The 11,692-nt window shown below is 37.4% G+C and carries 12 protein-coding genes; 8 read left to right on the plus strand and 4 right to left on the minus strand.

Annotated features, from left to right (window positions below):
• Nucleotide 1: 1 nt before the first annotated feature.
• The gene (locus C5749_RS07460) at nucleotides 2-1,582 is read right to left on the minus strand and encodes a TlpA family protein disulfide reductase (protein WP_105724446.1); all 1,581 of its coding nucleotides are present in this window, start codon (nucleotides 1,580-1,582) and stop codon (nucleotides 2-4) included.
• A gap of 833 nt (nucleotides 1,583-2,415) precedes the next feature.
• Here C5749_RS07460 and C5749_RS07465 point away from each other — a divergent pair.
• The 6 genes from C5749_RS07465 to C5749_RS07490 all read left to right on the plus strand — a co-directional run bounded on the left by C5749_RS07465 (nucleotide 2,416) and on the right by C5749_RS07490 (nucleotide 5,406).
• Nucleotides 2,416-2,868 (plus strand): hypothetical protein, encoded by a 453-nt coding sequence (locus tag C5749_RS07465; RefSeq protein ID WP_105724448.1) that lies wholly within the window; start codon nucleotides 2,416-2,418, stop codon nucleotides 2,866-2,868.
• Between the two features lie 45 nt (nucleotides 2,869-2,913).
• Nucleotides 2,914-3,225 carry an ORF6N domain-containing protein gene (locus C5749_RS19825; RefSeq protein WP_245893656.1) on the plus strand — a complete coding sequence of 104 codons (312 nt, stop codon included), beginning with the start codon at nucleotides 2,914-2,916 and terminating at the stop codon, nucleotides 3,223-3,225.
• On the plus strand, nucleotides 3,215-3,514 hold the full coding sequence (locus C5749_RS19830) for a hypothetical protein (protein ID WP_105724450.1): 300 nt from the start codon (nucleotides 3,215-3,217) through the stop codon (nucleotides 3,512-3,514). Before C5749_RS19825 ends, C5749_RS19830 begins: the two co-directional genes overlap by 11 nt.
• 94 nt (nucleotides 3,515-3,608) lie before the next feature.
• Nucleotides 3,609-3,806 (plus strand): hypothetical protein, encoded by a 198-nt coding sequence (locus tag C5749_RS07480; protein ID WP_105724451.1) that lies wholly within the window; start codon nucleotides 3,609-3,611, stop codon nucleotides 3,804-3,806.
• 193 nt (nucleotides 3,807-3,999) lie between these two features.
• Nucleotides 4,000-4,884 (plus strand): hypothetical protein, encoded by an 885-nt coding sequence (locus C5749_RS07485; protein WP_105724453.1) that lies wholly within the window; start codon nucleotides 4,000-4,002, stop codon nucleotides 4,882-4,884.
• Complete coding sequence (locus tag C5749_RS07490; RefSeq protein WP_105724455.1) at nucleotides 4,885-5,406, plus strand: restriction endonuclease; 522 nt, start codon at nucleotides 4,885-4,887, stop codon at nucleotides 5,404-5,406.
• Between the two features lie 683 nt (nucleotides 5,407-6,089).
• Here the strand turns inward: C5749_RS07490 and C5749_RS07495 are convergent.
• The 3 genes from C5749_RS07495 to C5749_RS19630 form a co-directional block, all read right to left on the minus strand.
• Nucleotides 6,090-7,730, minus strand: coding sequence for an RNA-binding domain-containing protein (locus C5749_RS07495; RefSeq protein ID WP_105724457.1), 1,641 nt, complete (start codon nucleotides 7,728-7,730; stop codon nucleotides 6,090-6,092).
• Complete coding sequence (locus C5749_RS07500) at nucleotides 7,731-8,984, minus strand: hypothetical protein (RefSeq protein ID WP_105724459.1); 1,254 nt, start codon at nucleotides 8,982-8,984, stop codon at nucleotides 7,731-7,733. It lies immediately after the preceding gene.
• 127 nt (nucleotides 8,985-9,111) lie between these two features.
• On the minus strand, nucleotides 9,112-9,273 hold the full coding sequence (locus tag C5749_RS19630; RefSeq protein WP_181151306.1) for a hypothetical protein: 162 nt from the start codon (nucleotides 9,271-9,273) through the stop codon (nucleotides 9,112-9,114).
• Between the two features lie 128 nt (nucleotides 9,274-9,401).
• Between C5749_RS19630 and C5749_RS07505 the strand changes: the two genes are divergently transcribed.
• On the plus strand, nucleotides 9,402-11,036 hold the full coding sequence (locus tag C5749_RS07505) for a reverse transcriptase domain-containing protein (RefSeq protein WP_105724461.1): 1,635 nt from the start codon (nucleotides 9,402-9,404) through the stop codon (nucleotides 11,034-11,036).
• 29 nt (nucleotides 11,037-11,065) lie between these two features.
• Entirely contained in the window at nucleotides 11,066-11,671 is a 606-nt protein-coding gene (locus tag C5749_RS07510) for a hypothetical protein (protein ID WP_146113713.1), read from the plus strand.
• Nucleotides 11,672-11,692 lie beyond the last annotated feature (21 nt).

The following is an 11,692-nucleotide window of genomic DNA, read 5'->3' on the forward strand; positions in this document are numbered from 1 at the left end:
GTTAATTGATTATAGCGTTATTGTTGTATGAGTAGATTTCCAGTATTGTTCGGATGGCATCGAAGGCCTCGATGCTTCCCATAACGAGAACTGTGCCATCTTCAGCAAGAAGGACGTAGTGGGGGATATATAAATGCTTAAAATATAACCTTAACTTTTCGTCCTTGATGATCTTCGTCATGGCTAATTCGATATCCCATCGTTTCCGTTGATCTTCAAGGGATGCGCTGATCTTTTCTTTGGTGCCCCCTGAAAATTTTTCATTAACAAGAACAATTTCGCCCCATCCTTGCATGGTTTCTTGAATAGAGTCCAGCGTTGGAAAGTTTTTAAGACATGGGGAGCAATAGGTTTCCCAAAAATCAAGAAGCAAAACCTTTCCTTTAAAGGCTTCCAACGTTCCTTCTTTAATTACCGATCCCTCTAAAAAACTATGTTTTAGTCGCCAGAATTCGTCGGGCACTTTTTGTCCCACCTCCAGTTGTTTGATTTCGGATTGCCCTTCGGCAGTCCGCGGTTCCGCGGACTGCGCCCAGGCTGTTGATAGATTAAACAACATGAAACAAAGGAGTCCATAAAGGAGGACTCCTTTGTTCTTCAAGGCCATCACGGGAAATGATCTCCTTGAAAAACAAAGCGATGCCGCCATAAATGGCATGGCTTTGTTCTTTGATGTCATTAAAGATAATAATTTCCTTGAAAAACAGCCTAATCCTCTCAGACAAAGGACTACTTTGCTCGTCATTGCCTCTACTCCTACTACCCTCCTACTTTTACTGTACCGCTGATCTACGCCAGAGGTACATGCGTTTAGTGGATCTTTAGTAGATCTCCAGTAGCTTCTTAGTAGATCTCCAGTACCTTTTCGGTACACTCCCCGTACACTAACAGTACTCTCGCGGTACATTAACCGTACATTTCTTGTGTCATTGTTAGCTGTTTCTTGGGTGTTTGTTGTGTCATCCTTGGGCGATCCTTGTCTATAACCTGTTCTTAGGCTGAGTCGTGCTAGGCTCAGGCTTGGGTCATCCTTAGGTCGTTGTTGGGTGATCCTTAGGTCATTCTTAGGTTGAGCTTGGGTCGTTGTTAGGTCGGACGGACGTCGCTCAATCCCCGCTTTAAACTTGCTTAAAAAATGGCAAAATAGACCACTGTTTCTTCGGGTGGTGTTCGGATGTCCTTCGGACGCGCTTCGAGTCCGCTTCGGGACTGGTTCGGGACACCTTCGGTAATCCTTCGGGTGAGCTTCGACTGTTCTTCGGATGGCACCCGAACAGCACTCGAACACTTCCCGAACTGCATCCGAAAAAGTGTCGAACAAATCCCGAGGATGTTTCGAAGAAATACCGACAACCTGCCGAACGGTTGCCGAATGTAATATAGTGGAGTCTTCGTCCCTGCGTGTCTTTAAATTTGCTTGTAGTTTCGTATTACTACCCGTTCGGGTAGTGACAATCTTTTTGATAGGGTCCTGTAGCAACACATTTTGATTATGAATGTGCCTAGGTGGATACACAGTTACCTGTGTTGCTCTGTCCTTCCTTACGGGCATGGCGAGCCCATTAGCATAAAATTGCTGCATGTTTTAATCGGTTTATGATTAGTAAAAAATTGAAAATCAATAAAACCGACCCCGGCTCCTTCCGAAAAAGGAGAAATATGATTAAAATCATTTTGCAGGTTTGGAAAGTAAATCCTATTTTTATTGTGCAACGAATTATTTAGCCTTTACTGACCGAAGAAACCGTACAAACAATTGTGCATATTTTGTCAGAGGTCGGTAAAGCAGAAAACATAAGGGTGAAATCCGTCCACTAGGACGACTGGGCGAAGTAGGCCTCATTGCGTTTGCAGGCATACCTTGCCCCTCACCTTTTGCTAACTGCTTTTGGCTTTTTTATTCGGGCGATTTGATTAAGTTCTTTAAGGATTGTTTACGGGAAAAGTGAAGCAACACCTCTTGGAGGTGGCTTTGGGTAGTGGTACTGTTGGTTAAAGTTTTCGTTCTCATAATACTTTTGGTTTATGATGAACGATGTTCTGCTCGTGAAACTTGGAGGAACGTCTATTAACGAAATAATAGAGCGAACTACACTGCTTCCGACCGATGGTACCGCCAGGAACCTCTTCTATTCCTACACGAGGATTAGAATTTTCCACCGAAAGACTAACGTGAAGTCCGCCCTATTGAATAATACAAAGTTATAAATATTCAATAGAATGGCGAACCCACGGTCTTCTCGCTGGATAAACTGGCGGTTTTTCGGACGAGAGAGACATCGTTTATGACACACTTTATAAGTATGTCAATTAAGTCGTCATCTTGTTTAACTATACAAATATACAGATAGTTAAATTAAAATTGAAACTGTAATATACTTTTTATTATAAAAAATTGTAAATCAGTTACTTAAAATGAAATTCGAGAGATTTATTAAACAAATAGATGTAAATTATAAACAAAAAATCTCGGCAGCTAATTTACCGAAGAAAGTTCTAGATAAGCTTGATTCAACACTTAGTAAGGATATAACGACCGTCCGAGGTTTGGATTTTTATCATATTGTGGCTTCGGTATCGCAAGATTTCGACAATGATACAGCTAATGCATTTGAAGAATACTTCAAAAAAAAGAAATTCAAAGATGATGCAGAAGCTACCGACATTGACAATAAATACAAAGCCTTCATAAAGCAATTTATAGTTTTACAGCAAGATGTAGCCCAAGGTGCAAAAATAGAAGATATACGATTGAGCAGAATTCTAAATCGTGAGATCTCAGATTTCTTGGCATGGGAAGTATACGCAATAGCGGTTTCAAGAAGTAAAAAAATAAAAACTGCTTTCGAACAGCTATATAAAGAATAAATTTAGGGTGTCGCAAAGTGAGATAGCAAAAATAACGGAAAGCTTATGGCTAAAGCACAAAGTAAAACCATAAACGAAATAATGATTCCGGATGAGGTCGTCATGAACAAGATATACCTCGTTCGAGATCAAAAAGTTATGTTTGATAGTGATCTGGTTGAATTGTATAGCGTCGAGACACGTGTACTGAATCAAGCTGTAAACAGGAATTCGGATCGGTTCCCCGAAGACTTTATGTTTCAATTGACCAAGGAAGAATGGAGCAACTCGAAATCACAATTTGTGATATCAAGTTGGGGAGGAAGACGGAAAGAGCCTTTTGTATTTACTGAGTTATGGTGTGCTTATGATATCTAGCGTACTCAATAGTAAACCGGCTATCCAAGTCAATATCCGTATCATGCGTGTGTCCAATCAAATCCGTAATGCGATTATTGGCTCCACAGATATACGTCTGGAAATATCCGAAATAAAGAATGTATTGGCAAAACAGGGTAAACGACATGATGAACATGACAAAAACATTGAACTGGTATTCCAATACTTTGACGAACTAAGTGACAATATTAAGCATCCACCGTTGCCACCAAACCGAGAAAGGGTGGGCTATAAGATTGGAGAGAAGAAAAGAGACACGGAGCGTTAAGTTAAATAATACACCCTCTGACTTAAAAAATCGGATTTTGTGAAATACTGGCCTCATCCGACAAAAAGAGGACTAATCTTTATAGGAGGAAGTTATGACAAACTTAGAGAATAAAGTAATCATCGTTGGAGCGACAATACTTGGTTTCTTTGGAGGGATTGCATTTGTAAACAATTGGCTTGTGCTAAACAAGAACTATCCAGAGATTGGAATGTTTCAAATTTTTCAAGCTGATGTATGGGGAACGGTGAGTGATTGGGCGATAGCGGTTGTGAATAGCGAGCGAACATAAGTTTAGCTAAGCGAAATTTGTTGTATATTGGTTTCGCTAATACAATTGATGATACGCAATCCGCTACGCTCCTTGCGTATCATCGTCCCGGCGGTTTTACACAATTTCGGCTTCGAGCAAGCTCTATCGAAACTGCGCAAAGCCGCCGGGAACGTTATATTTGAATGACGACAATAAACTAAAACGACAATATATGTTTCAAGGAGGAATGTTTTCTATATCTGGCAATATACCAGATAACCTTTACCAAAAAATCAACCAAGTGTCATATGCTTTTTATAAAACGTTAACAAAAACTGTTGAAAAAAACAACTATAACCGGTCAGTAATGCGGTTATTGAAACCTGTCAATACTGTTGTACTGTTAGACAATAATTTCTTACACTTTGTTTGTACAAACAAAAGTGTTGGGGGTGCATTGAGAATTGTTCACAATGATTTTAGAGGTAAATCTAATATTGATTTATCAACTGCAATTGAAATTGTAAAACGAGATTTAGGATTTGAGGAACCATTTGGATTTTCAATAACTGCAGGAATTTTAAACTCGAATAAAGAAGATTATGATGAAATTATCTTGCCTTATGTTAATGATTACATTAATAGCGAAGCAAGACATCTAGAGAAATTAGCGAAGCAAGTTAGAATTAATCCCCTTTTTCAAGGCCGAGATTTTTATGTTAATGATAAACTTTGTTTTGTGTTAATGCCTTTTCACGAGAAAAAAGTGCAAGAAATTTATGAAGACCATATTAAGCCAACAGTTGAAAAAATGGGTTTAACTTGTAAAAGAGCGGACGACATATACGGCACTAATCCAATTATTGAGGATATATGGAAAAGCATAAACGAAGCAAAGTTTCTAATCGCTGACGTGACGGGAAGAAATCCAAACGTATTCTATGAAATTGGCGTTGCTCATACAATTGGCAAAAGTGTAATTATTATTTCTCAGGACATTAATGATATTCCTTTTGATTTACGACATCTGCGGTGTATTATTTACGACAACACTCCAAGAGGAGCAAAAACTTTATCTGAGCAATTAGAATTATCAGCAAAAACTCTATTGAAATAAATGCATCAGCAATTAATCAATAGACTTCAAGCTTGCCCAACAGGAGCAGGACAAGCAGCAAACGACTATGAAGACATCGTTGCTGATATTTTTTATTTTCTATTCCATCCAGAACATTTAGACGAACCGAGAGTTCAAACTATAACTTATAATCCGGACAGAAGAAGAGACATAATTTTACCCATTTCATGCAAGGAGGGACTATTCTACTTATTCGCATTACATTTTAAAAACGACACATTGCTTGTTGAATGCAAGAACTATCAAGACGAAGTTACGCACAAGGAGATATTTCAAATTTGTGATTATTTAGACCGACCATCATTAGCAAAAATCGCATTTCTTGTCACAAGAAAAGGTATGACTCAAAATGCGTCTGACACCATAAAAGAGAAATATCTAATTCACGGAAAACTTATTCTCTGCTTGACAGACCAAGATCTTATAGACCTTTTAAATGACAAAAATAATGCGGTTTCAATTCTAAGAAAAAAATATCATGACCAAAAACTTAAGTACTGACAACCAGGGATTTCGCTTTTAAAGTTTTAGCACCTTTTCACGGTATTTGTCACTACATGCTGCCCTTAGCCTCTTGGTTGGTTTCGAGTTTTTGGTGGACTTTTCGTTATCAATCAAAGCCAATGCTATTTTGCTGATCAGGTTAAAGTTCTGAGCAGAGTTTCCTGTGCGTTTGAGCTGCCCGTCTAACAAACATTTTGAACTAAAAGGACTTAGTAATGACGTGATAATTAAAGAGAACAATATTTTTAGGTCGCATTTTGCGACTTCAAGATGGAACTGTAATCTCACCCCATAGTTACACAACCAGACACGGTGGATTAACTTTGGATCAGCGCTTAAAAATCAAAATATCTAAAAAAAGAAGAGACATCTTTTAATGGGAAGATAATATCTCATTGGTTCTTTGAGTACTATTGAAACTATCTTTGATAGTTTCAATAGTACTCAAAGAGAAACTGAAAAAATATTCAAGAGGTATAGACGAGCGGCTCTGCTTAAGCAGAGCCGCTCGTCTATACTATACTATTTAGGACACAAAGCGTAAAATGTCTAAAACTTTAACTTAAAAATGTCTAAAATGTCTATGATAAAAACAAAATAAACAACTAAAAAACAAATGATTAGCAAAAAAATATGACTAAAAAATATCTAAAACGCGTATAAAAATGTCTAAAGTCTGACTACTGACTTTTTACCAACCGCCATTCCTTCCCTTCTACATAAATTACTTTTTTGCGTTTTAGCTCCTGCAATTGATTCTTTATCTTATCTCGCTTTTGAATATCACTTAAGCCTTCGGATAGCTTCGGCATTAACAGTACCTCCAAATCCTTTCGTAAGGTTCCGCCAAATTTAGATAAGTAATCAATAATAATTTTTTGGATATATGCATTTTCTATACCGCGAAGTTTGATGTAATCATCTTCCTGATTGGTCGCCTTAGCAATATCCGAAGAAATATGATAGTTGGGTCTACGCCCTTCAATCAATCTCTTTGACCTCAAGATTTGTATTGCCTCACTGGACAATGATTTTTGTTTCGCCACCTTATCCAACAACATAATCTCTTCCAGTGACAATTCTGGTAGCTCTGCCAATTTTTTAGCATAATTAACATCGATCAGCTTACCAAAGAAAACTGCTTTCACCCTCTCGTCAGAGAGATCATAGTCTGGTAGAGGAAAAAATTTATGCCGTTGTATATTGAACATTTTCTTGATACCACTGCCTATGGTATCGATCATATTCAGATTGACCATGGCAGTCACCAGAAAGCTATTTCGATATGTTGGCTCCGGGGAATCCTGGATAACGACTTCTTCTACACTATTCGGAATAAATTTACCAACATTGGTAAAAGACAACCAGCCGTCTTCACTTTCTACTACGACAATCTTCCCTCCCATCGTATAGTCTTGATGGGCAATACAATTGTTTAACGCCTCTCGGATAATGTAAGGATCATACTGATCTACCTCTTCCGGGAACAAAGTATTACCGGCTATATACCGATATTTTAGATTACGTATCTTTGCACTCACCTTTTCTACTGCGGTGACAAATGGACAATAGAAATGCTCATAGTCCTTTTCTACGTTGTCCCGATCTTTCAGAATCCATGTAATCCGCGCAACTGCAGGACTGATTAAATGTTCAGACTCCGACTTGCCCAAAAGCAGGATTGCCGTATTGGTAATCTTACCCTTGATCGTCAACTTGGCTTTATCTAAGAAAACGGAATCGCTCCAGCGATCAATTTCATCTTTTAGTCTAGGGTGCTTTTCTTTAAATTGTATCCGAGCAAAAGCGATGGCCTCCGGTGAAAGATCATCTAAAGTGGCAGAGGAAACAATATCGGCGCTCCAATCTTCCGTATCGAGCTGCCTCTTTATCCTTTCATACTCAAAATCGTGCAACGCTACTAAACTTTCGCCATCCCTTCCATACCAATGTCCCTTCCAGGATACCGGGTATCCTTTTGATGCGGCAGGTAACTCAAGTAAAATAACCTCACCATTCGATGTACTAATACGATGGTCTTGCAGAAAGTTGCACTTAGGAGACGTGTGTTTACTAATTTCCTGCTTGTATTCGTTAAGCTGTTTGTCAGTGATCTTCGTGCCTACGATTTTTCTAGTGTCTTTGACACCTAATATCAACCACGCACTATCTCTGCCTTTGAGATTCGCTTCATTGGTTAAAGCTGAGAAATACTTGCCCAATTTATCTTTATCGAATTGAGTCTTCGCTTCCTTGAACTCGACGATTTCATTTTCAACTTCGAGTTTCAGTAATTCTTCTAGTTTGGATTGGGGATTCATTTATTTTTTCGGCACAAAATATTCAACAAACTCATCTGGCACTCGCCGATAACTTTTAATACGAGAAATTTTAAAATGCCTTACAGCACCATTTCTCAAAAGACAATTTGCTTTAATCAAGAGTCTATCCTTATCCGATGGCTTGTCTCCTTCGGCTTTTTCGCTAATCAATTCATCGATGTAAATAATTCTTTTGGAATATCTTTCGTTCTTATCGGAATACTCAATCTCAAACCATTTTCCTTCAAAATTAGTCCTCTTTTCTACTTTAAAAAAACCTAAAACTTGTTTATATTGAAAATCCGTGCCATTAAAAATGGATTCCAAGGTATTAGGATTTACCCTGTCTGTCTGCGTGACATCTTGTAATTTATTAAACTTAAAATCATGAAGTTTTCCAGTAAACAGATCCTTAAACCGATAGATATAGAAGTAGTGTTTCCAAATGACGTCGTGAAATTTCAACGGAGTTTTTGCAACGAAAAGTTTGCTATCTTCTAATTCGATCTTCTTTTGCGTTTCGTAATATAGTGATGTTCTATATTCTTTCAGTTCTACAGTTTCCTTTTTTATTAGCTTAAGAGCAACCATTGGAAAATACTCTTCGCTGTATTTGCCCGTGATATTATTCAGCCATCGAAGTTTGACCATTACTTTAGATTTTCGATGACTTATTTTCCTATCCTTTTCGCTATATTTTTGGTAGTCTTCATTAGCTTTGAAGTCAACTATAGTTCCTAAAGGTGGCAGAAAATCTAATAGATTATTAACTTTCAACTTCGTAAAATCTCCTTCCGAATCGGACCACATCTTTTTCTTCCCCATTTCAAGATCAACGCTCGCTAATATTGCCTGTTCACCTAGAAAATCCTTCTTCATTTTCTCTACACCGTTGCTTTTGTTATCGATAAAAAAATCATTTTCACCTATATTAATAAACTTCAGCTCTCTTCTTTTGAACCAGTTTTCTTCTACACCTCCCGATGATGTCGAATAGTATATACACCTATAGGAATCGTTATCTTCTTCATCTCCCGTTGTTGGGTTATATTTTGCACCATATCTCTTCTCCGCCACAATCATCAGCGGAGGAGTGAAGTGGGCGTAGTTAGTTATCAATATTTCATTATTAGACTCTGTGAAAGGATGTGCATACGTCGACACAATTGATCCTATTGGAATTTTTTCGTCTGGTTCTTTGTAATCCTTCAATTTTTCCGAATTAAGCGCTTTATTGGTATTGGTTTCTTCCATTTTAATTTAAATTATTAATTGTATCCGCAATTTAGTAAATTCGGACAGCTTATGCAATGGGATAAACAGTAGTTTACAATTAGGTAGGATTATAGAGCCTCTTAAGTTAAAACTTAATGCTTTACTATTAGAAATAATAGGTCGAGCGTTTATTAAACAGGGTCTTGAACCATTCAAGCACGCCTGTAGTTAACAGCTCTGTAATGAAGCTCATGAAGTCATTCCCTTCTAAAGGAAGAGACATCATCACCAAGACAAAGATAGCTATTCTTAGGAATACATTTCTCATGTTCTTTAACGCTTTATTATGTTTATCGAAATTACAATGACTCAGTTATTGGGTCCTGGTCCGCACCGTGAGGTGGTATGTAAACAATAATACATTATTGAGAGCCCATTGCTAAGCTTATTTAAATTATGAAAAGGAAACCAGACTGGCTACAGAGCAAAGGCTATATGCATATTACACCATCACTAAGTATGGAGCGTAATTGGGAAGATTATTATCACAAAATAACTTCTAAAAAATATATGGATACATATGCTTTCTTTCCGTTGATACACCGCATTCTTTCGGATCGAAAGTATAAAAAGACTGATCCGAAAAAACACCATACCAAAGTCGGAAAGAGCAGAGCGCATAGCCACAAAAAGCTCGATGGATCGGGAACGATCAAAACTGTTAAGCAAAGACCGCTACATTACGCAAGCCATTTTGATGCCTTGATATATGCTTATTATGCACATTTACTAGGTAAGAAATATGAAGCCAAATTAAAAGAAGATCCAGAACTCAATAAAGCCGTCTTGGCCTATCGTACCATTCCAATAAGCGAAGAAAACAAAAAAGGGAAAAGTAACATCCATTTCGCCCACGATGTATTTGAAGAAATCAACAAACGAGTAGATACAGACGGTGAAGTGGCAGTATTGGCAATCGATCTAAAGAGTTTCTTTTCCACCTTGCATCATCCTACTCTATATAGATTGTGGGCATATGCACTGGGCGAAGAGGAGTTACCAAAAGATCATCTTAACGTATTCAGATCTTGCACCAATTTTAGTTATGTACTCTATAATGATCTAAAGAAGCAAGGCAAGCGTCACTTTGACGAATCAAGATTAGCAAAGATCAGAAGAACGAAAGGTTTTAAATGCTTCTTTGAATCCAATGAGGAATTTAGGAAAGCCATAAAGGATGGGCGTCTTCCAGTATATAAAAATCCTTTTCGTAGTGATAGAAATGAGAAGGGTATAAAAGAAATGATCGGTATTCCTCAAGGACTTCCTATCAGTGCCGTTCTGGCAAATCTCTACCTTATTGATTTCGACAGAAACATCATCAATGAGCTATCCCATAAACTAGGCGTACATTACAGGAGATATTCCGACGATATATTGATATTGTGCAAACCGGAGCAAATGAAAGATATAGATGACTACGTCAACGAACTGATAAAGCGGTTTCATGTCAAGATAAGCACAGAGAAAACCGAACGGTTTCTCTTTAGAAAAATGGCATACAATAAAAATGGTGATAAAAGGAAAACTGCTATAAGAATTGTTGAAGAAGGAGAGCATGGCGTTAATAAATGTGTAATAGACACACCCCTCACCTATTTAGGGTTTGAATTCCGAGGATATAATACGCTGATCAAGTCTACTAATATTGCCAAGTACTACCGAAGAGTAATTGAGATTATAAAACGACGTTCTCGAAGAGCAATACGCTTATCATCACATAATCCGACTATACCACGTGCAGTATATCTTAATCAAGTAAAAAAACTCTACAATGCACCGATAAAGCATGCGAACAAACTGGAAAACAAACAGGTTTACCGTCGTCGGTACTCCTTAATTATAGATGATCGAGGAGATTTTATGTTTAATCATTTTGATGTACCGATCAAACAGCAATCGAATTACCTTTCCTACATCAAGCGCTGTAAAAGACAGTTCGGTTCAAATTCTTTCTCTCGTCAGTTAAAAAAGAAGAAACAGATCATTGGCCAGGCTATAAATAAACATTTGGTAAGAAAGAGTTGGTAGGTTCACAAAACACATCGAAGAAAAGAAAAATGGCTAAAACACTATCCAAATGGTATGTATCATTAATCGTATTACCGATACTGATTACATATCTTACTAATCACTTTTCTCTGCCATTACTTCTTAGTGATTGGAAATTGTCTATTATATTTTCACTAGCAATAACCGTTGTTATATTAGGAATTGAGCTAAAAATAGAAATGGACAGAAGCAAAACCAATGATCTTAGCAAAAAGTCCGATATGGCCGTGATAAAAAGATTGTTGGATACACTAGACATCAAAATGCTTCAAGAAGAAGTTTTGCAAAAAGATTCTTGGAACGGGTATTTGCACGAGGCAATAAGTAAAATAATAGATTATCAGTATAAAAGCAGATTATTAGAGAATAAACTTATAGATAAGACATCGCAGAAGCTTTTCGACAGCTTAAACCATAAACTTATGTCGTTCACCGATTTTTCGGCATTTCATATGTGTGGGAGCAACCATGGTTATCTAATTCCATTCAAGGATTCTGAGTTCAGAGAAAAAGCCATGAAAGATTCTCAAAAAATAGATGAATTAGCGAAAGATGTCTATAAGGAACTAGAAGTTTTAATTAAATACTTAAAGCGAAAGGGATATTTAAATTGAAGACCAAATACGAGATCAAGC

This window comes from Sphingobacterium gobiense, assembly GCF_002980575.1.
GTDB lineage: Bacteria > Bacteroidota > Bacteroidia > Sphingobacteriales > Sphingobacteriaceae > Sphingobacterium > Sphingobacterium gobiense.

What these genes read in the sequence shown, in the direction of transcription:
- C5749_RS07465 (WP_105724448.1), top strand. Translation starts at nt 2,416, where the DNA reads ATGAAATTCGAGAGATTTATTAAACAAATAGATGTAAATTATAAACAA.
- C5749_RS07510 (WP_146113713.1), top strand. Translation starts at nt 11,066, where the DNA reads ATGGCTAAAACACTATCCAAATGGTATGTATCATTAATCGTATTACCG.
- C5749_RS07490 (WP_105724455.1), top strand. Translation starts at nt 4,885, where the DNA reads ATGCATCAGCAATTAATCAATAGACTTCAAGCTTGCCCAACAGGAGCA.
- C5749_RS07505 (WP_105724461.1), top strand. Translation starts at nt 9,402, where the DNA reads ATGAAAAGGAAACCAGACTGGCTACAGAGCAAAGGCTATATGCATATT.
- C5749_RS19630 (WP_181151306.1), bottom strand. Translation starts at nt 9,273, where the DNA reads ATGAGAAATGTATTCCTAAGAATAGCTATCTTTGTCTTGGTGATGATG.
- C5749_RS19830 (WP_105724450.1), top strand. Translation starts at nt 3,215, where the DNA reads ATGATATCTAGCGTACTCAATAGTAAACCGGCTATCCAAGTCAATATC.
- C5749_RS07495 (WP_105724457.1), bottom strand. Translation starts at nt 7,730, where the DNA reads ATGAATCCCCAATCCAAACTAGAAGAATTACTGAAACTCGAAGTTGAA.
- C5749_RS07460 (WP_105724446.1), bottom strand. Translation starts at nt 1,582, where the DNA reads ATGCAGCAATTTTATGCTAATGGGCTCGCCATGCCCGTAAGGAAGGAC.
- C5749_RS19825 (WP_245893656.1), top strand. Translation starts at nt 2,914, where the DNA reads ATGGCTAAAGCACAAAGTAAAACCATAAACGAAATAATGATTCCGGAT.
- C5749_RS07485 (WP_105724453.1), top strand. Translation starts at nt 4,000, where the DNA reads ATGTTTCAAGGAGGAATGTTTTCTATATCTGGCAATATACCAGATAAC.
- C5749_RS07480 (WP_105724451.1), top strand. Translation starts at nt 3,609, where the DNA reads ATGACAAACTTAGAGAATAAAGTAATCATCGTTGGAGCGACAATACTT.
- C5749_RS07500 (WP_105724459.1), bottom strand. Translation starts at nt 8,984, where the DNA reads ATGGAAGAAACCAATACCAATAAAGCGCTTAATTCGGAAAAATTGAAG.